Source organism: Shimia sp. SK013, assembly GCF_001292625.1.
Classification (GTDB): Bacteria; Pseudomonadota; Alphaproteobacteria; order Rhodobacterales; family Rhodobacteraceae; genus Shimia.
This window is the reverse complement of the sequence record NZ_LAJH01000028.1, coordinates 109,405-130,266: the sequence shown is the minus strand read 5'-3', so window position 1 is coordinate 130,266 and position 20,862 is coordinate 109,405. Positions and strand designations below refer to the sequence as shown.

The following is a 20,862-nucleotide window of genomic DNA, read 5'->3' as shown; positions in this document are numbered from 1 at the left end:
CCCTCGGTTTCAATATCCCCTTGAAACACTTTTCGCAAAAGCTTCACCTGTGGGCTGGTTGAACATCCCCAAAACAAGTGTCACCTTGGGCCATGGAACATATGCATTTTCAAAGCTGGGCCGACGTGGCCCCCCGCTTGGTCGCCGTCGCCGCAGGGCGCGAACCCGCTGACACCGTTATTCGCAAAGGGCGTTGGGTCAACGTCCACACCCGCGAGATCCTCCCCGACCATGATATTGCCATTGCCGAAGGGCGTATCGCCTATGTCGGCCCTGACGCCGGCCACTGCACCGGACCCGATACCGAAGTGATCGAGGCCAATGGGCGCTTCATGATCCCCGGTCTGTGTGACGGTCACATGCACATTGAATCGGGCATGCTGACGCCGGCCGAATTTGCCCGCGCCGTGATTGGCCATGGCACCACCACCATGTTCACCGACCCGCATGAGATCGCCAATGTGCTTGGCCTTGAAGGTGTGCGCATGATGCATGACGAAGCGCTGATGCAACCCGTCAACATCTTCACGCAGATGCCGTCTTGCGCGCCCTCCGCGCCGGGGTTGGAGACCACAGGTTTTGAAATCGGCCCCGATGATGTGACCGAGGCGATGAGCTGGCCCGGCATCATAGGTCTGGGCGAAATGATGAACTTTCCGGGTGTAGTCAACGGCAGCCAACAAATGCTTGCCGAGATCGCCGCCACCCAGAACGCGGGCAAAACCGTGGGTGGCCATTACGCCAGCCCCGACCTCGGGCCCAACTTTCACGCTTACGCCGCGGGTGGTCCTGCTGATGATCACGAAGGCACCTGCGAGGCCGACGCCATTGCCCGCGTGCGCCAAGGCATGCGCTCGATGATGCGGCTTGGCTCCGCTTGGTATGACGTGGAAACCCAAATTACAGCGATCACGGAAAAAGGTCTCGATCCACGCAGCTTTATTCTCTGCACCGATGATTGCCATTCCGGCACTTTGGTCAACGATGGCCATATGAACCGCGTGGTGCGCCACGCGATCGACTGCGGATGCGATCCGGTTGTGGCGCTGCAAATGGCGACGATCAACACAGCCACACATTTTGGTTTGGAACGTGACCTCGGCTCCATCGCACCGGGCCGTCGCGCCGATGTCATTCTGACCAGCGACCTCAAGGCCCTGCCGATTGAGCATGTCATTGCACGCGGCAAAACCGTCGCCAAAGACGGCAAAGTGTTGGTGGAATGCCCGCACCACGACTGGCCGGACCACGCGCGCCAGACTGTGAACCTGGGCCGCCCTCGCACCGCTGCGGATTTTGTGATCACAGCGCCTGAAGGCGCCACCAAGGTCACCGCCAACGTCATCGGCGTCATCGAAAATCAGGCCCCGACCAAGGCGCTCACCGCCGACCTTTCCGTCGAAAACGGCGTCGTTTTGCCCGATATAGAGACTGATACTGCGCAAATTGCACTGGTAGAACGTCACCGCGCCACCGGCGGTGTGTCCAACGCGTTTGTATCTGGCTTTGGCTACAGCGGAAAGATGGCGATGGCCTCCACCGTGGCGCACGACAGCCACCATATGATCGTTGTCGGCACCGACCGTGAAATGATGGCGCTGGCTGCAAACCGCCTTGGCGAGGTTGGCGGCGGTGTGACCATATATAAGGACGGACAAGAGATCGCGCTGGTGGAATTGCCCATCGCCGGCCTGATGTCTGATGCCCCTGCGACCGAGGTTGCGGCCAAGGCGCAGAATATGGTCGAGGCAATGGAGGCTTGCGGCTGCACGCTCAACAACGCTTATATGCAACACTCGCTTTTGGCGCTTGTGGTGATCCCAGAGTTGCGGATCTCCGACCTTGGCCTTGTAGATGTAACCAAGTTTGAAATGACTGATGTGATTAAGGCTGCCGAATGACCCCTCAACAAATCCCCGTGCATTCCCCCGCAGTTCCGGCCGCGCAAGCCTTCACCGATGCAAGCGCCGCCGTGGACCGGCTCGAAGAACTCTACAGCATCGCCACCACTTATTTGTGTGACCAATTTCGCCGCGCCTTGCGTAAAGGCCCCGACGGCCACCGTATCCGCGCCTTTTACCCCGAAATCCGCATCACCACGACCAGCTTTGCGCAAGTCGACAGCCGCCTCAGCTTTGGCCACGTGTCCGAACCCGGCACCCATCGCGCCACGATCACGCGCCCGGACCTGTTCCGCAATTATCTGGAACAGCAAATCTCGCTGTTGGTTGGAAACCACGGCGTTCCGGTCACTATTAGTGTCAGCGACACGCCGATCCCCGTGCATTTTGCCGTTGCCGCCAAAAGTGACATGACCGTCCCGCAAGAAGGCGCCGCCGAATTCACACTTCGTGACATCTTTGATGTGCCGGACCTGTCGACCACCAACGATGACATCGTCAACGGTATGCACACTCATGACGACGATGAGGTCGGCCCGCTGGCCCCCTTCACCGCCCAGCGCGTGGATTATTCGCTGGCACGGCTCAGCCACTATACCGCGACCGATGCCGACCATTTCCAAAACCACGTTCTGTTCACCAACTACCAGTTCTACGTGACCGAATTCGAAGCCTACGCGCGTCAAATGCTGGCCGATCCAAAATCCGGCTACACCAGTTTCGTCAGCACCGGCAATGTCGAGATCACCGACGCCGAAACGCCAATCGCTCCGGTAGACAAACAACCGCAGATGCCGACCTATCACCTCAAACGGGCGGACGGGTCCGGCATCACATTGGTCAATATCGGCGTCGGGCCGTCAAACGCCAAAACCGCCACCGACCACATCGCCGTACTGCGCCCTCACGCCTGGATCATGGTTGGCCACTGCGCTGGCTTGCGCAATTCGCAAAGCCTCGGCGACTTCGTTCTGGCCCACGCCTACTTGCGCGAAGATCACGTGCTGGATGACGATCTGCCGGTCTGGGTGCCAATCCCCGCGCTGGCCGAAGTGCAGATCGCCATGGAACAGGCCGTGGCCGAGGTCACCGAGCTTAAGGGCTACGATCTTAAACGTGTGATGCGCACGGGCACCGTCGCCACCATCGACAACCGCAACTGGGAACTGCGCGAACATGCGGGTCCCGTTCAGCGCCTCAGCCAATCCCGTGCCATCGCGCTCGATATGGAAAGCGCCACAATCGCCGCCAACGGGTATCGGTTCCGCGTTCCCTACGGCACACTTCTATGTGTCAGCGACAAGCCGCTGCATGGCGAATTGAAGCTTCCCGGCATGGCTTCGGACTTCTATAAGACGCAGGTCGCCCGCCATTTGATGATCGGAATTCGGGCTATGGAGACCTTGCGGGAAATGCCGCTGGAACGGCTCCATTCGCGGAAATTGCGCTCATTTGACGAGACTGCCTTCCTTTGACCCAGCGGAAACTTGCGAAAAACCCTTAAAAATGGGGTTTTTCGACACACAATTTATTGTGTTCACCCACCATATCCCGTTAAATGCGCGACACGAGGCCCAACATTCGGGCAAATAATGGAGACCTGAAATGGCAAAACCGATGACCAAGACCCAACTCGTTGCCGCTTTGGCCGAAGAAATGGGTTCGGACAAGAAATCCGCAGGCGCGGCACTGGAAGCAGTATGCGCACTGATCACCCGCGAAGTTTCTGGCGGCGGCGCAGTGACCCTGCCCGGCGTTGGCAAAATCTACTGCCGCGAGCGCCCTGAGCGCATGGTGCGTAACCCCGCCACCGGCGAGCAGATCAAGAAAGACGCAGACAAGGTTGTGAAAATGACCATCGCCAAAGCGCTGAAAGACAGCGTGAACGGCTGATCGCGTTGATCACCTGACACTGAAAGGGTCGCCTTCGGGCGGCCCTTTTTCTTTGGCGGTCTCGCGCGATGCCTACGCGCCAACAGGGTGTGCTGCGCCTGCTCAAACAGACGCAGCCAAATTTCACAACTGCGCGCTGGGCGTAGACTGGGAAATCGCGATCTCATCGGCGTTCATATCTTCGCCAATGCCCTCAAACAGCGGCGTCGACAAATAGCGCTCGCCCGTATCCGGCAACATCACCAGAATATTGCTACCTTCCGGCGCAGTTTGTGCCGCCTCCATCGCCGTGGCAAAGGTCGCCCCCGCCGAAATTCCGGTGAAAATACCTTCTTCGGCCGCCAGACGACGCGACCACGCGATGCTGTCAGGGCCGGACACGGTCAGCAACTCATCATAAAGCCCGTTGTCCAACGCCTCTTGCAGAACCCACGGAATGAAATCCGGCGTCCAGCCCTGGATGGGATGCGGCTCAAAATTCGGGTGGCTCTCTGTGGCCTGATGATCATCGTTGCGCGTGTTCACATATCCCGATCCGATCAGCGCCGAATTCGCAGGCTCTGACAGGATGATTTTTGTATCAGGGCTTTCGCGCCGCAGCACACGACCGACGCCGCTCACCGTGCCACCCGTTCCGTATCCGCTCACGAAATAATCCAACTTTTCGCCTGCGAAATCCGCCAGAATTTCACGTGCCGTTGTGGCCTCATGGATGTCAGCATTATCAGCGGTCTCAAATTGACCTGCCAAAAACCAGCCATTCGCCTCGGCCAATTCCTTGGCCTTGGAATACATGCCAAAGCCCTTTTGCGCTTTGGGTGTCAGAACAACCTTGGCCCCCAGAAACCGCATCAACTGCCGCCGTTCCACGGAAAACGCTTCCGACATGGTGATCACCAGCGGATAGCCTTTGGCGGCACAGACCATCGCCAAGCCAATGCCGGTGTTGCCTGACGTGGCCTCAACCACCGTTTGTCCAGGCTTTAGCCGCCCGTCGCGTTCTGCCGCCTCGATGATGTTCAGCGCCAGCCGGTCCTTTACGGATCCAGCCGGGTTGAAGGCTTCAAATTTCACAAAGACGTTCACATTCTTAGGCGCGATCCGGTTGATACGCACAACCGGCGTATTCCCGACGGTTTCCAGAATGCTGTCATACCGCACGCCGCGGCCTTGGGTTTCACGAATGCTCATGGTCTACCACCTTGCTAAATTGCATCAGTCATTTGTCAAAAATCTAATCCCGATTGCGCGCTGCAAAAGCCCGTCAAAACCAAATAGGACCGCTATCGCGCATCTCGATCAGAATCAGAAACCAAATCCGCAACCAGCGCCCCAACCCTAAACCGGTTTTGCGCCTCGGGAGAAAATCAAAACCGCTGTTTTACAGAAAGCACTGTATCTCGATCAGGTACCCGTTCGGATCGCGTACAAAAAAGGAATAGATGCCGAACCTGTCCATCTTCTCTGGGGCGCCCTGCAAATCCACACCCGCCGCTTCAAGCCGCACGTGCCAGGCATCCACCGCCGCGACACCGTCAACCAGCAATGTGATCATGCCGCCTTCAGGGGTCACAACACGATCTTCAAAGGTTTCACACACGCCGATCCGCGCACCCTCGGACGTGGCAAAAATCATCGCCGTTCCCGCGTCCAAAACCACCTCAAGACCCAGCGCGTCCCGATAGAACCTCACACAGGGTGACAAGCTTTCCGTATAGACCCAACTGATCTGACCCGTAATCGCATTCATCTCGCCCTCCCTACGCTGCTCTTAATGCATAGCCACGAGAGCCCAACACGACAATGGCCGACCTTCGCACGCCAACCCAACGACGCGCTCCCGCCCCTTCGGGTTGGGCCCGGCCGCGCTGACGCGCGGCAGGGGGTTGCAACCCACAACGCGCGTTGCAGTAACCGCCATCCGACCGCACCGCAGCACCACCGCGATACCGACGTGATGCCGATGCTTTACAGACACGCAAAATTAGGCCCTTTCAGAACGTTAACCAATGAGGTGCGGTGCCCCGTTGCGACTTGCCCCACAATCGGATTAGATCGCCGCGATACACACTTGTCAGGACCTCCCAAAATGGATCTTCGCGCTATCGGCATGGGGCTGCTCTTTGCCTTCATCTGGTCCTCGGCCTTTACGTCTGCGCGCATCATCGTGGCTGACGCGCCTCCCTTGGCGATCTCATCTATCCGCTTTGCTATTGCCGGTTTGATCGGTGTCGCCATCGCCCGCGCTTTGGGTCAAACATGGCACCTGACCCGCGCCCAATGGCGGGCGACGCTTATCTTTGGCCTCTGCCAGAACGCCTTGTATTTGGGTCTGAACTTCACAGCGATGACCACGATCGAGGCCTCACTGGCGTCCATCATCGCCTCCACCATGCCGCTGCTGGTTGCTCTTCTTGGATGGGCCGCGCTTGGCGAAAAGCTCAGCCCAATGGCCGCCATCGGCATGGTGCTCGGCTTTGGCGGTGCGGTCCTGATTATGGGCGCGCGGATGGAGCAAGGCGTTGATATGTTTGGCGTTATCCTGTGCGTAATCGGGGCGTTGGCACTGGCCGTCGCCACTCTCTCAGTGCGCGGTGCGTCGGCTGGTGGCAACGTTATGATGATCGTTGGCCTGCAGATGTTTGTCGGCGCGATTGTGCTTTTCGCAGCCTCGCTGGTCTTTGAAACATGGGAGTTCAACTGGACCCCCCGCATGCTGACAGCGCTGACCTATACCATCTTTGCTCCGGGACTTCTGGCCACATGGATCTGGTTCGCGCTGGTCGCCCGAATCGGCGCGGTCAAAGCAGCGACATTTCATTTCCTGAACCCGTTTTTCGGGGTCGCCGTCGCCGCAGTGATCCTTGGCGAAACTCTTGGTTTCTTTGACGTTCTCGGCGTCGCCATCATCGCCACCGGCATCCTCGCCGTGCAACTTTCGAAACAATCGCACACGCCCAAGTGAAGCCGCGTCACTGCGGTTTGATATGACAAAAGCCGAATGTGTTGGCACAACTGACCTATGGAATTTGTCTTTGCATATGGCGCGGGCCTGCTGACCCTGATCAACCCCTGCGTGGTTCCGGTGCTGCCGATCGTGCTGACGACTGCCCTGCAAGCCAGCCGCCACGGCCCCGCCGCACTGGCGTTGGGCATGAGTATCAGCTTTGTTGTGCTGGGCATGGCCGTAACTGTATTTGGGCACGCCATTGGTCTGACACCGGAAACCCTCGCCCGTGGAGGCGCCGTCCTTATGATGGTCTTTGGTGCCATCCTGCTCGTCCCTCGATTTTCCATGGCATTTTCCACCGCCACCGCTGGCGTCGCCGCGCACGCAGACGGCACGCTCGACGCGGTGGACCGCTCCACATTGCAAGGCCAATTCCTCGGCGGCCTGCTGTTGGGCGCGGTATGGTCGCCCTGCATCGGGCCCACACTTGGCGGGGCGATTTCACTCGCCAGTCAGGGTGAAAGCCTCGTCAACGCCACGCTGATCATGGTGGCCTTCGCGGCTGGTGTGTCGACGCTGATTCTTGGCCTTGGCTATGGTGCCCGTTCGGCACTGCAAAGCCGTCAGGACCTGATGCGCCGAATCGCGGCCAAATCCCGCCCCTTCATGGGCGCGATCTTCTTGCTCACTGGCCTCGCGCTGTTTTTCAACCTTCACCACGTGATCGAATTTTGGCTGGTCGGCATCTTGCCAACCTGGTTGCTCGATCTGTCCGTATCCCTCTGATCAAAAGGACTTTTCCATGAAACGTCGTACATTCCTCGCGTCAACCGTCGCCGCCTTGACCCTGCCTGTCCTCGCACAGGCCACCACAAATTACACACCCGGTCTTGTGAAAAAGCGCCTCGCCGCCGGTGAAACCGTGTTTCTGGTTTTTGGCACCGAATGGTGCACAACCTGCGCCGCGCAAGACCGCGCCATCAACGCCTTGATGCAGTCCAATCCGGACTATGACGCCAAGGTCACTTTCATCCACGTTGACTACGACCAATACGGCCAATCCGATCTGGCGAAAGAGCTGAAAATTCCCCGCCGCTCGACCCTCGTGGTGCTCAAAGGCACCGAGGAGCTTGGCCGCATCGTGGCGGGCACTTCCAAACAACAGATCAAAGACTTGATGGACATCGCCCTGTCCGCAACCGTGGCCTAACAACACGCTCTTCTGCCGAGACGCTTTGGCGTCTCGGATTGATCCAGACGATGCAATCATAGACACTACCTATGCAAAGCATTGGTATTTCTTAGGATCAAACCCCGGGGTGACGTTGCTAGGCTGCACGCCTCGCCACACCAATGGGACCCGCATCATGACCCAGACCCTCGACATGTCGCGTAGCAAAGCGAGCCCCGTCGGCGAAGAAAAGCCGCGCCGCTTTGTATTCTTGCTGCTCCCGGAGTTTTCGCAAATCAGCTTCGCTTGCGCTCTCGAGGCCCTACGCATGGCCAACGGCTTTGATGCGCGCAGACATTTTGACTGGCACGTGCTCAGCAGCGATGGCGCGCCTGTCGCGGCGTCCAGCGGTCTAGCCCAAATGGTTGACGGCGCGCTTATGGAACTGGACCGCCAAGATACGCTGATCGTCTGCGGTGGCGACAACATCGCCACCCATTCCACGCCGCAAATTCTCAATTGGATCCGCCGCGAGGCGCGGCGCGGTGTGCGAGTGGGCTCCGTCGCTAGTGCCACCTATACCCTTGCTTTGGCGGGCCTTTTGACAGGCAAACAAGCAACGGTTCACTGGGATTTCCACAACGCCATGGCCGAAAACTTCCCTGCCATCGACCTTTTGGAGCGGGTGTTTGCAATAGATGGACAGCACTTCACCTGCGCCGGAGGTGCGGCTTCGATGGATTTGATGCTTTATTTGATCGAGCGGGATCACGGCCGCGAGCTTGCCAATCACGTGGCCGAGAAAATGGTCTATTCCGCGCCGCGCAGCCCACACCACAATCAACGCTTGTCGCTGCAACTGCGTGCCGGCAAGCGCAGCAGCAAACTGACCGACGCCGTGGAAATCATGAACGCCAACATCGAGGCGCCACTGACCCCGTCCGAGGTCGCCACCTCCGTAGGCCTGTCTTCCCGCCAACTCGAACGCCTTTTCCGCAAGCATCTCGGCACCACGCCCAAAACCCACTACACCGGCCTGCGCCTGCGCAAGGCCCGCGACCTGATGTTTCAAACCGACATGAAGCTCAGCGAAATCTGCTTTGCCTGCGGCTTCAACAGCCAAACCCATTTTTCCAAAGCATACCGCGCATCCTTCGGTGTATCGCCAAGCCGCGACGACGGCCGGTTCGAACCTGCAACCCTGCGTATGCGCTCGCGAGCAATCACTATGGTTTGACCGTCCTGCGATACCCCTTTTCAAACGGGCCCCAGATACCATATCCCCAGTGTAAGGCGGGCGAGCGAAGGCCCTCGACAAGGAGACGCGCATGACCAAGTATTTCAAAGACCCCGACGTTGTCGCCACACTGACCGACGAACAGTTTTGGGTCACCCAAGAAAGTGGCACAGAACGCCCCGGCTCTGGCAAGCTGCTGTATAACCACGAGCCCGGTATTTACGTCGATGTCGTTTCGGGCGAACCGCTGTTCGCCAGTTCAGACAAATACAACTCTGGCTGCGGTTGGCCCAGCTTTACCAAACCAATTGAAACCGCGCATGTTGCCGAACACCACGACAACACGCACGGCATGGTCCGCACCGAAGTGCGCTCGGCCAACGGTGACAGCCACCTTGGTCACGTTTTTCCGGACGGCCCCGCCGATCGGGGCGGCTTACGCTACTGCATCAACTCTGCCTCGTTGCGGTTCGTGCATCGCGACGATATGCAATCCGAAGGCTACGGCGCCTATCTCGACCAAGTAGAGGAGATCGACCAATGAGCGAACGCGCAGTTCTGGCCGGCGGCTGTTTCTGGGGCATGCAGGATTTGATCCGCAAAATGGACGGCGTGCTGTCCACACGGGTGGGATATACCGGCGGCGATGTGCCCAATGCGACCTACAAAGACCACGGCACCCACGCTGAGGGCATCGAGATCACCTTTGATCCAACCCGCATCAGCTATCGCGAATTGCTGGCGTTCTTCTTTCAGATCCATGACCCGACCACGCCCAACCGTCAGGGCAACGACCTCGGCATGTCGTACCGTTCTGCAATCTATTTTACGGACGACGCGCAAAAAGCATGCGCCATCGACACCATCGCTGATGTTGAGGCGTCTGGTCTTTGGCCCGGCAAAGTGGTGACCGACGTTGAACCGGTTGGTGACTTCTGGGTCGCGGAAGAGTTTCACCAGGACTATCTGGAAAAGAACGCAAATGGCTATACCTGCCACTTTGTGCGTCCCGACTGGGTGCTGCCAAAACGTGACGTTTCCGCCTAATCAGAGACTGATTTAAGGTCGGCCACCTTGCGCTATCCCTCTGCGACGCGGGGCCGACCGGACGCTTCAACTGTGATCGTCGCCTCGATAAAGACCTCGCGCGCTTCTGCCATTGCGCGGGTCACGTCCCGCTCTGCACGCACCCGAATGCTCTGAGCACCCGCAGCCTCTGCGTCTTCACGCGCAAGCTCGGACAAATGCGTTTCCAGCCGCGTCAAAGCCTCTTCTTCGCTCAAAAAGTCTTCAGGCCCCATCTCGAGATGCACCCGATATTTGCCTTCGCTGGGCGCGGTCACGGTGCCTGCCCGACGGATGGTCACACGGCCAACAACTGCGCCGATTGCATTGGCCACCCCGCCGTGTTCTGGCAATTTCATCGCACACCCCAGCCGATCCGCCACCGCCGGATAATAGCTCGCCGCAGAGGCCCCTAATCCGATCACCGCGCTTGCCAACCCGGTCTCAAGCCGGATCAAACCACGATGCCCGCCGTTTAGCCCCCGCTGCATCAAAACATGTCGCGCCAACTGCTCCGGTAGCAGATCAAACCCCAAGTCCTCTTCTGCAAAACCAGTTTCCAACAAGGCCAAACTCGTCTGATGTGTCAGACGATCCACAATGATCTTCGCCAGATCCAGAGGCTCGGGCGCCAACATCTGCCCTGCTCCTGTGCGACGTCGCCCAAACAACCGCAGCGCCTTTTCTGCCGCCTGCTGATCCCAAACGTCCACTTTGCCCAAAACGTGGGATGCGTCCGACGGCGTCACGCCCGCAACCTGTACAAGTCCACGTGTCACCAAGCGCCGTAGCGCCTTGATCTCGATCCGGTTGCGCAGCACATCGCCCAAGGGTGTGACCTCACCGCCAATCCGGCCAAACAGCGCCGTCTCGCGGTCAGACAACCCCACAGGCTCCGCGCCTTTCAAGACACGTACAAATCGACCGTCATGTTCTCCTGGCACCGCCCGCACCAGCTGCGCATCCAGCGCCGCGTGCACGCCCTCAGGATCATCCAGCGCCATCAGCGACACAGGCACCAACCGTTTGGGTCCAAGCGTCACACCACCTTGCAGCCCTTCAGACACAAAATGCACTTCGCTGTCACCGCCAAGGCCAAAAGTGCGCATCGCCACAGCCTCAACCATGGTGCGAAATGGTCCGACCTGCGCACCGTCAGGATCAATCGCTGGCCGCCCACCGCGCAAAACCGCCACATCCGTTGTAGTGCCGCCAATGTCGCTGACCAATGCGTCGTCCGCCTTTGTCAACCACCGCGCCCCCACGATCGACGCCGCCGGTCCACTCAGGATGGTCTCAATCGGCCGCTCCCGAGCGAAGGCTGCAGAAATCAACGCGCCGTCTCCGCGCACCACCATCAGCGGCGCGGTCACGCCCAGCGCGTTCAACCGCGCCTCGGCGCGTGAGATCAACCGATCAATCATGCCGATCAGCCGCGCATTCAAAAGTGCGGTCAAAGCCCGCTTTGGCCCGTTCAACTTGGCCGACAAATGGTGCGACGCGCTAACAGGTCGCCCGGTCATCTCCGCCACCAACGCCGCCGCCCGTTGCTCATGCGCCGGATTGCGCGTCGCAAATTGCGATGCCACCGCAAAACCGCTGACGTCCGTGCCGTGCACACCCACCCAGTCGCGCAATGTCGTCTCGTCCATCGGCGCGGCCTCGCCGCCCGCGTAATCGTGCCCACCAGCCAAAACCACCACCGGATCACCAGCCAACGCTTCATCTAGCCCGTGCTTCTCCAAATCTGCAGCGCCAAAACCAATCAGGATCAAGCCAACACGCTCGCCTTGCCCCTCGACCAACGCATTGGTCGCCAATGTCGTGGACAGGGACGCCAACGTCACATCACTTGGATTGACCGCAGCCTGGGACAGAACGGCCGACACCGCCGCACCGATACCCTCGGCAAGGTCATGCCGCGTCGTCAACGCCTTGGCGCTCGCAATCACATCGCTTTCGTCGCGGATCAAAACCGCATCGGTATAAGTGCCGCCGGTATCGACGCCCAAAGACAGGCTCATCTTGCCACTACCCTTCCTATTCGTTGTGAAACGGATAGCGAGGCAACGCCCGCTCCACCAGCCTGTTTGCGACACCAGAAGGAGATGTATCTGCCCTAAGGTTCCGACGCCGTCGCCCACAGAAGTTATGCCAGCGAGCCCCCAACACCGGTCTTTGCTTTTGATGTGAAATGGGGCTCAACAACGGGCCCAATCCAAAAATCTATTTTTAGAGTGAACCATCTGTGTTCATCGACGTACTCTGTGTATGCTGACCTTAAACATAGAACCCAAACGTGCAGTGTCCCTCCCGCCGGATGCGCCGAGACGTGAAAGAAAATTGGTGCCGCAAAAGACTCCAGAGCTTTCAGAGAACACGGTCTTGATGATCGCTGTTCGAGACCAGAGAGACAGGGACGCTTTTGCATCGCTTTTTGATTTCTTCGCTCCTCGGCTGAAGGGGTTCATCATGCGCTCCGGAACCTCCAATCACCAAGCCGAAGAGCTTGTGCAAGAGGTCATGCTGACTGTCTGGCGCAAAGCAGAACAATTTGACCCACATCGGGCGCAAGTGTCCGCTTGGATCTATCAAATCGCCAGGAACCGGCAAATCGATTTGTTCCGCAAGGAAAGTCGACCTGTGCCGGAAGAGTTAAAAGAAGACCCCGCCAGCGAACCCGATGCCAGTCAGCTTCTGGCCGTTGAGCAAGAAGCGGGTCATCTGCGCAAAGCGCTCGCAGAGCTTAAGCCGGATCAACGGCTCATCATTGAAAAGGCCTATCTCGGTGAACTGACGCATCAGCAGATCAGCGAAGAGACTGGCCTACCGCTTGGAACAATAAAATCTCGCATCCGGCTTGGTCTGGAGCGATTGCGACATGAACTAAAGGATCTCAAGACATGAGCGCCATTTCACATCACATACCCGATGCGATGCTGACGGCTTATGCAGCGGGCACACTGCCACACGCCTTTTCGGTTGTTGTGGCCAGCCATGTATCACTGTGCCTCCAATGCCGCGCAGCGCTAGAAGCGCATCAATCCGTAGGCGGTGCGATATTGGAAAGTCGGGAAAAGGTTGCCGTTTCGAGCAGTCTTAAATCGGATTTGTTGGCGCAACTTGATGCCCCCTTCCGCCCCGAGCCGGTCTATGAACGCTCCGGTGTGTATCCCGGCCCCGTCATCGAGGCTCTCAAAGGACGTGCGCCGAAATGGAAGAGTCTCGGTATGGGCGTGCGTCAGGACATTATCTCCGCTGGCGATGAGGGGTCGGTGCGCCTGCTCTATATCCCGCCAGGGCAGGCCGTTCCGGATCACAGCCACAATGGACTGGAGCTGACCCTCGTGCTGCAAGGCAGCTTTAGTGACGAAACCGGCAAGTTCGGTGTTGGCGACCTTGAGATCGCAAATGAAGATCTTGAACACACACCAACTGCCGATGAAGGCGAGCCTTGTATTTGTTTGGCCGCAACCGATGCACCGCTGAAATTCCGGGCTTTTATGCCTCGATTGCTCCAACCGTTGTTTCAGATTTAGGCGCCGTTCATTGAAAGAAGGCGCTGTCAGACTTTGTCCGATTGCAATTCTCGGACAGCCGGAGAAGTTGTAAGTGTTTCAAGCCACGGAAGTCGCGGTGAATGACCGGATGCAGTCCGGCTATACCTATGTGCGAACCGCGCCGGTCGGAGAGGCTTTTGCGGAAACATTTAGGCCGCATTTTTCTCCTCAAGAGATGCTGGAAATGGGCGTGTTCGAAGGGCGGTATATGGGGGACTGTGCCGAAGAGTTCCCGCCGGAATGGTTTTTAAATGCCAAGCTCAGCGATGCGGCCGATGTCTCGCTGAACTACTTTGGCGTGAAAAGCCGACAACCCTTAAGCACATGGCGCGAAAAGGGATGGATATATGGCCCCGACCCGCGCGGCTGGTTCCAATGGTACTGCCGGTATTACATGGGTCGGCGCCTAACAGAGGTTGATCTCATCCAGATCAAACGCTGGCGCGCTTTTGCGCGCCATGCAGGTCAGATACGCGCAAACTGCTATCCCGGTGACATATTTTGTCGACCTCGACAGCGGCAGGGGTTGCTTCAGTGGTCGTATGATCCGTTTATCTGACGTCGTAGCGCCTATTTGAAGCGAAGCACCAAAAAGTCAGGCAAAACAGAATACAATCGGAGCAACCATGAAAATGGGGCCGGGAAATCCGTCCGAAATCGCCGCTTCCGCATTGCGCCGACAACTCTTGCAGCGGCCTTTTCAGGCGACATCAGCATCGGCATTTTGAAGGTGTTTTTCTGGGTAAGCCGCGTGTCGATAAAGCCGGGATTCACCAGCCGCACCACAATCCCACTGCCTGCCAAATCGTGCCGCATGGTTTCGGCCACGCTGCGCAAAGCTGCTTTGCTTGCACCATAGCCGATCGAATTGGGTAGCCCACGATAGGCCGCAAGAGATCCGATCAAAGTCACGTCGCCTTTGCCAGCGTTCAAAAACGTCGGAATGATTTGCCCCAGAATGCGCATCGCACCCAGAAAATTCACGTCACACATCTTCAGGGCGGCTTCGGCATCCCATTCCGAGGCATTCATCGGATCATAAGCGCCTGCATTGTAGATAACGCCGTCGATGTCACCGACTGCTGCAATTGCGTTGCTCACAGATGCGGCGTCGGTCACATCCATCGCCAACACGCGTGAGCCGGGAATGTCTGCACTCAGGCTGTCCAGCCGATCAACATTGCGAGCAGAGAGCACCAAATGCGCGCCCTCAGCGGCCAATGCGCGCGCCAAAGCGCGACCAAGTCCCTCGCTTGCGCCAACAAGCCAGTAGGTTTTTCCGGAAATAGGGATCATTTTGACGCGGCTTCGACGGATGTGCTGTTTGAAATCAATAAATCCGGTCCCGGTGGCTTCTTGAGGAACGGCGCCTTTTTCACATACAGCTTCAAGGCTTGCCAGTGGATCAGCGTTAGCACGCGCAAGGCGCCGAATGGACGGCGTATTGCGGCCCAAAGCAGCGACGCCGACGACGCAGGGCGCCGTGGGCCAGTAAGCGTGGCCAAGACCCCTTCGTCTCCGTTTTCAAACGAAATACGAATATCAATTTTGCTGTCCGTGAATTCGAAATTGAAAAAGTATTGGCCCAAAATTTTCTGAAACGGCGAGACATGCATCAGCTTGGCCGCGCTGATACGATCAGATTTGAGTATCGGTCGAAAGTCGTCATGCGCACAGAAATAGCAGTGCCGGTCCCCGAAGGTGTTGTTGACCTCCGCAACAAAGGCGACGAGTTGGCCGTCCTTTAAGGCGATCCAGAAGCTCACCGGGTTAAAATGCGCCCAAAGAAAGCTGGGCTGTGTCAGCAGCAGCAAACGCATCTCAGACACAGGCGCGCCGCGCTCTTGCAGGATTTCACGAAACCAGTCCACTCCACGCCCCTGATTGACCGCGCCACCATGTTTGTGATCCCACACCGAAAACAGGTTGAATCGGTTGCGAGACAGCAGAAATGGAAGGCTCGTAGATGCAGGGTCGCACAGCACATAATCAACACCATAGCGAAAGGCGTTTTTGATCGCCCCCCGTCGGGCGTGAAAGCTTTGGCTTTGGATGTGCTCCATCATACTAACTTATACGCTCTTCACCGCGCGCTGGATCAACTCCCAACAAGATTTTTGCCGCAAAAAACAAATCGACGCAAATCCTCCAAATCTCTGAAAACAGGCGTTTTTGATCCAACGCCGTTCTTCGCGCGTAAAGGTTTCTAAATACGCATGAAATGAGGGCCAAATGTTTGACCAGACTCACGGTGGACGAAAAAAGATCGCGATTGTTGGCGGAGGTATCTCTGGTCTTTCGGCTGCATACTACCTGTCGCCCAATCACGACATAACACTTTTTGAAGCCGCCCCGAGACTGGGAGGCCATGCGCGCACGGTTCTTGCCGGTAAGAGCGGAGATCAACCCGTCGACACCGGTTTCATCGTTTTCAACTATGTGACGTACCCGTTTTTGACGCGTCTTTTTCGTGATCTGGACGTACCTGTGATCAAAAGCGAAATGAGCTTTGGCGCCTCGATCGACGATGGTCGGCTCGAATACGGACTGAACACTCTCCGAGCCATTCTCGCTCAAAAGCGCAATATCTTTCGGCCACAGTTCTACAAAATGATCGCCGACATCGTGCGGTTTGGACATCGCGCCGAAGCAGCCGCACGGGATCCGGACAAAACCATAGATGAGCTCGTCACCGAGCTGCGATTGGGCAAGTGGTTTCGCGACTACTACCTAATGCCAATGTGCGGTGCGATCTGGTCGACACCCGTGAGCGACGTCGGCCAGTTCCCTGCCAAGTCCCTCGTGCAGTTTTTCCGCAACCACGCCCTTTTGGCCGGCATGCCCGAGCATCAGTGGTGGACCGTCAAAGGTGGCAGCATCGAATACGTGCGCCGTTTGGAAACGGCTTTGGTGGCGCGCGGATGCACGTTGCACAAAAATGCGCCCGTGACGGCTGTCTCTCGCGGCCCGTTTGGCGTGAAAATCTCGGTGCAAGGTCAAACAAGCGAGACATTCGATGAAATCATTCTGGCCTGCCATTCGGATCAGGCCTTGGCGGTTTTGGGAGCCGACGCGACGTCGGCTGAGCAAGACGCCCTAGGCAGCGTTCGTTATCAAACCAACAAGGCCGTGTTACATTGCGACGCCAACCAGATGCCGAAAAGAAAGCAGTGCTGGTCAAGCTGGGCCTATCGGTCCCAAGACGGCGATATTGGCGTCACTTATTGGATGAACAAACTGCAGGCCATTCCAGAGGATGACCCGCTTTTTGTCACTCTCAACCCGTCCAAAGAAATCCCTGCGTCCTTGATCTACGACTCCGTGGAATACGCCCATCCAATTTTCGACGGGGCCGCCCTAAAAGCCCAACAAACAATCCGCGACATGCAAGGCCACAACCGCACTTGGTTCGCAGGCGCATGGAACCGTCACGGGTTTCATGAGGACGGCATTGCCAGCGCGATGCGAATTGTCGACGAGATCAATCAGATTCAACAACCGCAGGAGGTTGAGGTATGTCTCTGACCACCAAAACATTGAAATCGAAGTTTTTGTCCACCTGCGAACAGTTGCATGAAGGGCGCCTGACTTTGCGCACGCCAGAGGGCGAGACTTATCGTTTTGGCAACACGGGTGATGAGGCTGAGCTGGTCATTCGCGATTGGGCGGCAGTGTCTGCGCTGGCGGCACACGGTCAGGTGGGTCTTGGTGAAACTTATGTTCAGGGTTTGTGGGAAACGCCCTCGATAGAGGGTCTTATGAGCCTCGCGATGCGCAATCGGGATCACCTCGAAGCCTATGACAGAGGAAATTTTGTAAACCGCGCAAAGTTCCGTCTTGTAGACACCGTTTTGCGGTCAAATTCCCGGCGAGGATCACGGAAAAATATCCGCTCGCACTATGATGTCGGGAACGAATTCTACCAGCTGTGGTTGGATGACGGGATGACGTATTCCTCCGGCATATTTGACGGCAATGATCACGATCTTAGCCGCGCACAAAGCCGAAAAAACGCACGTGTCCTGTCCAAGTTGGGTGCCGGCGAAAGAACGCTCGAAATCGGGTGTGGTTGGGGCGGTTTTGCGGATGCCGCAACACGAGACGGGCGCTCTGTGACGGGCGTCACAATTTCCCGAAATCAGCACAGCTATGCCGAATGCCGGCTGGACGGCCGCGCCGACATCCAGCTGCGCGATTACCGCGACATCGAGGGCACGTTCGACAATATCGTTTCGATCGAAATGATCGAAGCCGTCGGTGAAAAATACTGGCCCAGCTACTTCGCGACGCTCAAACGCAACCTCGCGCTCGGCGGGCGGGTTGTTCTGCAAGCGATTACCGTGAAAGACAGCTTTTTCGACACCTACAAAACCTCGTCTGACTATATCCGCCAGCATGTGTTTCCAGGTGGGATGTTGTTGTCGGATCAAGCAATCACACAACAAGCAAACGCGGCCGGGCTGCAGGTGCGCGACTCCTTTGGGTTTGGTCAGGATTATGCCCGAACGTGCCGGATTTGGGCCGCGCGTTTAGCGGGGCAAAAACGCGCCATCACAGAAATGGGATATGGCGAGGAATTTCAGCGCAACTGGCAATACTATCTGGAAATCTGTGCGGCCTCTTTTGCCATTGGTCACACCGATGTTGTCCAAGTCGAGTTGGCCCATGCGTAGACTTGCGGTGATCATCGCGGTCTTGCTTTGCGCGCTTCCGGCCTATGCCTCTTCGGTCGAACGGGAACTGACGGGCGCGCAACTACGCGGCACAGCGACGTTTCGCTACGTTGGAATTTCCCTATATGAGGCCCGGCTTTACACCAAGGGTGGTGCAGAGCTGAATTGGAGCGAGGATTTCGCGCTGGAAGTGACCTATCTGCGCAACCTCAAAGAGCGCGCTCTCGTCGACAGTACAATGAAAGAATTCACCCGCGCCGGTGGCGCATTGCCGGTCCGAGACAGGCTTGAGGTCTGCTATCAGGATGTGCGCAAGGGTGACACCTATCTGGCGGTGTCTGACGGGCCGGACACGCTGGAATTTTGGCTAAATGACACCCCTGCGTGCACGTTGCGTTATCCACAAATCAAAACCCGGTTTATGGCGATCTTCCTTGGCGACAACACGCGCTCCAAGTCTTTCACAGCGCAGCTCAAGGGGCCGTGATGATTTATCCACGGGTCAGCCTTTTTGCCGCGATGTTGGCGATGGCGGGCATTCCCCTCTATATCCATTTACCTCGGTTTGCCTCCGTAGAACTTGGCATAACGCTTGCCGCCCTCGGGCCTTTGCTGCTGCTCATTCGTGTTGTGGATTTGGTGCAGGACCCCGCGATTGGTTGGGCAATTGACCGCTGGCCCAAGGCACAAAGCCTGTTCGCGGCGCTGGCGGCTGCAGGGCTAGCGATCGGCTCTCCCTTATTGTTTACGCTTCAATCAGGGCCTTATTTGGTCCTGCAACTGGTCGGCATTCTTGTCTTGCTGTTTTCCGCATACAGCCTTGGCATGATCCTTTTGTATGGCCGCAGCGCAACCCTTGCAGTGCGGCCAGACCGGGAAAACCTGATAACCTTGGCCGCCTTCCGCGAAGCTGGAATGCTCACAGGCGTGATCGTTGCGGCGGCGGCGCCTTCTGTTTTGGTCGCGATGGGCGCAGCAGATCAGGGATACCGCGCCTATGGTTTTTTTCTCGGCGCGTTGGCCGTCGGGCTTTGGATTGTCACGATGCCGATGTGGCGCCGACCGCCCGTCGCAGGCGAGCAAGTTACCTTCGCAGGGCTGGCCAATGCAGGGGCGCTTCGCCTCTTGGCTTTGGCGTTGGTCAACAGCTTGCCAGTGGCGATCACATCGACATTGTTTGTGTTTTTCGTGGAGGACCGCTTGCTGCTTGAGGGCATGGCGGGGCCGTTGCTGATCCTGTTCTTTCTCAGCGCCGCTGCCAGTGTTCCCATTTGGACAAAAGCGAGTCACAGATTTGGCGCCAAACCCGTGCTTCTTTTGGCTATGCCGCTCGCAATACTCAGCTTTGTTGGCGCGGCGGCTTTGGCGCAGGGAAATCTGGCTGGCTTTGCAATAGTGTGCTTGATGTCCGGGGCCGCCCTAGGGGCCGACATGGTTCTTTTGCCCGCCATGTTTTCTGTCGCGCTGAACAATGCCGGACTAAACGCATCTCTTGCGTTTGGCATCTGGTCCTTTGCTGGAAAGCTGGCGCTGGCTTTGGCGGCGTTCACAATGCTGCCACTTCTGGATTTCAGCGGCTTTGTCCCCGGAAAATCGAACTCTACGCAAGCCCTGACGGCTTTGACCATTGCCTACGCCGTCATTCCTTGCGCCCTTAAACTCGGCGCCTTGGCGCTTGTGTGGTCACTTCCTTCAAGGGAATCTTCTGTATGAAACTGTTGTCTCTGTTTTTCTTTTCCGTCGTTTGTTTGGCTGTTGCAAAACAAATGTTTTGGAGCTTTCGCGCACAAACCCCAAAAAATTACGCCGAAACGAAGCCCGCGTTCTCTCTCAAACAGCATTTGTCCGGTGAAATCTTGTCGGAAGGGATCATTTTTGGACCCAACGGCAAAATGACAAACAGTTTCGTCGCCAAAATGTATGGAACTTGGGAGGGAGACACCGGCAGGCTGAGCGAAGACTTCACCTATTCCAACGGCACCAAACAGGCTCGAAAGTGGTATTTGAAACTGGGCGAAAACGGCGCCTTTACGGCGACGGCCGACGATATCGTCGGTGAGGCAAGCGGGCAGGTTTCTGGTTCGACGGTGAAAATGCAGTACAAGATCGTGTTGCCGGAACAGGCCGGCGGTCAGACTTTGGACGTGACGGATTGGCTGTATTTGACGGAAAACGGTACCATTATGAACAAATCTGAATTGCGCAAATTTGGGCTAAAGGTTGCGGAACTAAACGCCACCATGCGCTCGGTTGACCAGCACTCAGATTGAATGCAGACACAAAACTGCCTGTGAGTGCCGCGTGCACGACTCAATAGTGTGCGCGACACCTCACAAAGCCCGCATGGCAAATGGATAGTTCAGGCAAATTTTCTTAAATTTAACCTTTAGGCTCGAAACTCAATAAATTAAG

Annotated in this window: 22 protein-coding genes; 17 read left to right on the top strand and 5 right to left on the bottom strand. The window is 57.3% G+C overall.

The window, feature by feature from the left end; translation table 11 throughout:
* The first annotated feature begins 92 nt into the window (after positions 1-92).
* The 3 genes from ade (at position 93) to SHIM_RS19025 (ending at position 3,794) form a co-directional block, all read left to right on the top strand.
* Positions 93-1,901, top strand: coding sequence for an adenine deaminase (gene ade, locus SHIM_RS19035; protein WP_054004275.1), 1,809 nt, complete (start codon positions 93-95; stop codon positions 1,899-1,901).
* Positions 1,898-3,376, top strand: coding sequence for an AMP nucleosidase (locus tag SHIM_RS19030; RefSeq protein ID WP_054004274.1), 1,479 nt, complete (start codon positions 1,898-1,900; stop codon positions 3,374-3,376). Before ade ends, SHIM_RS19030 begins: the two co-directional genes overlap by 4 nt.
* 130 nt (positions 3,377-3,506) lie before the next feature.
* The gene (locus SHIM_RS19025; RefSeq protein ID WP_054004273.1) at positions 3,507-3,794 is read left to right on the top strand and encodes an HU family DNA-binding protein; all 288 of its coding nucleotides are present in this window, start codon (positions 3,507-3,509) and stop codon (positions 3,792-3,794) included.
* A gap of 123 nt (positions 3,795-3,917) precedes the next feature.
* Here the strand turns inward: SHIM_RS19025 and cysK are convergent, their stop codons facing one another.
* Both cysK and SHIM_RS19015 read right to left on the bottom strand, forming a co-directional pair.
* Positions 3,918-4,985, bottom strand: coding sequence for a cysteine synthase A (gene cysK, locus SHIM_RS19020; RefSeq protein WP_054004272.1), 1,068 nt, complete (start codon positions 4,983-4,985; stop codon positions 3,918-3,920).
* A gap of 190 nt (positions 4,986-5,175) precedes the next feature.
* Positions 5,176-5,544, bottom strand: a complete 369-nt coding sequence (locus tag SHIM_RS19015; RefSeq protein WP_054004271.1) for a VOC family protein — start codon at positions 5,542-5,544, stop codon at positions 5,176-5,178.
* A 339-nt stretch (positions 5,545-5,883) separates the two neighbouring features.
* On the opposite strand from SHIM_RS19015, the gene SHIM_RS19010 reads away from it, so the two are divergent.
* From SHIM_RS19010 to msrA, 6 genes are all read left to right on the top strand, one after another.
* Positions 5,884-6,759 carry a DMT family transporter gene (locus tag SHIM_RS19010; protein ID WP_054004270.1) on the top strand — a complete coding sequence of 292 codons (876 nt, stop codon included), beginning with the start codon at positions 5,884-5,886 and terminating at the stop codon, positions 6,757-6,759.
* A gap of 57 nt (positions 6,760-6,816) precedes the next feature.
* Positions 6,817-7,530 carry a cytochrome c biogenesis CcdA family protein gene (locus tag SHIM_RS19005; protein ID WP_054004269.1) on the top strand — a complete coding sequence of 238 codons (714 nt, stop codon included), beginning with the start codon at positions 6,817-6,819 and terminating at the stop codon, positions 7,528-7,530.
* A 16-nt stretch (positions 7,531-7,546) separates the two neighbouring features.
* Positions 7,547-7,954, top strand: a complete 408-nt coding sequence (locus SHIM_RS19000; protein ID WP_054004268.1) for a thioredoxin family protein — start codon at positions 7,547-7,549, stop codon at positions 7,952-7,954.
* A gap of 157 nt (positions 7,955-8,111) precedes the next feature.
* A complete protein-coding gene (locus SHIM_RS18995; RefSeq protein WP_241488929.1) occupies positions 8,112-9,152 on the top strand; it encodes a GlxA family transcriptional regulator in 1,041 nt (346 codons plus the stop codon).
* Between the two features lie 91 nt (positions 9,153-9,243).
* Positions 9,244-9,696: a peptide-methionine (R)-S-oxide reductase MsrB gene (gene msrB / locus SHIM_RS18990; protein ID WP_054004267.1), complete on the top strand. Its 453-nt coding sequence runs from the start codon at positions 9,244-9,246 to the stop codon at positions 9,694-9,696.
* Complete coding sequence (msrA, locus tag SHIM_RS18985; RefSeq protein ID WP_054004266.1) at positions 9,693-10,199, top strand: peptide-methionine (S)-S-oxide reductase MsrA; 507 nt, start codon at positions 9,693-9,695, stop codon at positions 10,197-10,199. Before msrB ends, msrA begins: the two co-directional genes overlap by 4 nt.
* 32 nt (positions 10,200-10,231) lie before the next feature.
* Here the strand turns inward: msrA and SHIM_RS18980 are convergent, their stop codons facing one another.
* Positions 10,232-12,241 carry a hydantoinase/oxoprolinase family protein gene (locus SHIM_RS18980; protein ID WP_054004265.1) on the bottom strand — a complete coding sequence of 670 codons (2,010 nt, stop codon included), beginning with the start codon at positions 12,239-12,241 and terminating at the stop codon, positions 10,232-10,234.
* 247 nt (positions 12,242-12,488) lie between these two features.
* On the opposite strand from SHIM_RS18980, the gene SHIM_RS18975 reads away from it, so the two are divergent.
* From SHIM_RS18975 to SHIM_RS18965, 3 genes are all read left to right on the top strand, one after another.
* Positions 12,489-13,124, top strand: coding sequence for a sigma-70 family RNA polymerase sigma factor (locus SHIM_RS18975; RefSeq protein WP_082358477.1), 636 nt, complete (start codon positions 12,489-12,491; stop codon positions 13,122-13,124).
* A complete protein-coding gene (locus SHIM_RS18970; RefSeq protein ID WP_054004263.1) occupies positions 13,121-13,756 on the top strand; it encodes a ChrR family anti-sigma-E factor in 636 nt (211 codons plus the stop codon). The genes SHIM_RS18975 and SHIM_RS18970 overlap by 4 nt, the downstream gene beginning before the upstream one ends.
* A 73-nt stretch (positions 13,757-13,829) precedes the next feature.
* Entirely contained in the window at positions 13,830-14,336 is a 507-nt protein-coding gene (locus SHIM_RS18965) for a hypothetical protein (RefSeq protein WP_241488928.1), read from the top strand.
* 11 nt (positions 14,337-14,347) lie between these two features.
* Here SHIM_RS18965 and SHIM_RS18960 read toward each other — a convergent pair whose 3' ends face one another.
* Both SHIM_RS18960 and SHIM_RS18955 read right to left on the bottom strand, forming a co-directional pair.
* Positions 14,348-15,073: an SDR family NAD(P)-dependent oxidoreductase gene (locus SHIM_RS18960; RefSeq protein ID WP_082358476.1), complete on the bottom strand. Its 726-nt coding sequence runs from the start codon at positions 15,071-15,073 to the stop codon at positions 14,348-14,350.
* Positions 15,070-15,843, bottom strand: a complete 774-nt coding sequence (locus SHIM_RS18955) for a DUF1365 domain-containing protein (protein WP_054004262.1) — start codon at positions 15,841-15,843, stop codon at positions 15,070-15,072. The genes SHIM_RS18960 and SHIM_RS18955 overlap by 4 nt, the downstream gene beginning before the upstream one ends.
* A 166-nt stretch (positions 15,844-16,009) precedes the next feature.
* Here SHIM_RS18955 and SHIM_RS18950 point away from each other — a divergent pair, with 166 nt between their 5' ends.
* From SHIM_RS18950 to SHIM_RS18930, 5 genes are read left to right on the top strand one after another with little or no spacing between them, the layout of a single operon-like run.
* Entirely contained in the window at positions 16,010-17,302 is a 1,293-nt protein-coding gene (locus SHIM_RS18950; protein WP_054004261.1) for an NAD(P)/FAD-dependent oxidoreductase, read from the top strand.
* Entirely contained in the window at positions 17,293-18,450 is a 1,158-nt protein-coding gene (locus SHIM_RS18945) for an SAM-dependent methyltransferase (RefSeq protein ID WP_054004260.1), read from the top strand. Before SHIM_RS18950 ends, SHIM_RS18945 begins: the two co-directional genes overlap by 10 nt.
* Positions 18,443-18,937, top strand: coding sequence for a hypothetical protein (locus tag SHIM_RS18940; RefSeq protein WP_082358475.1), 495 nt, complete (start codon positions 18,443-18,445; stop codon positions 18,935-18,937). The genes SHIM_RS18945 and SHIM_RS18940 overlap by 8 nt, the downstream gene beginning before the upstream one ends.
* Positions 18,937-20,163, top strand: coding sequence for an MFS transporter (locus SHIM_RS18935; RefSeq protein ID WP_054004258.1), 1,227 nt, complete (start codon positions 18,937-18,939; stop codon positions 20,161-20,163). Before SHIM_RS18940 ends, SHIM_RS18935 begins: the two co-directional genes overlap by 1 nt.
* Positions 20,160-20,720 (top strand): DUF3833 domain-containing protein, encoded by a 561-nt coding sequence (locus SHIM_RS18930; RefSeq protein ID WP_054004257.1) that lies wholly within the window; start codon positions 20,160-20,162, stop codon positions 20,718-20,720. The genes SHIM_RS18935 and SHIM_RS18930 overlap by 4 nt, the downstream gene beginning before the upstream one ends.
* The last annotated feature ends 142 nt before the right edge of the window (positions 20,721-20,862 follow it).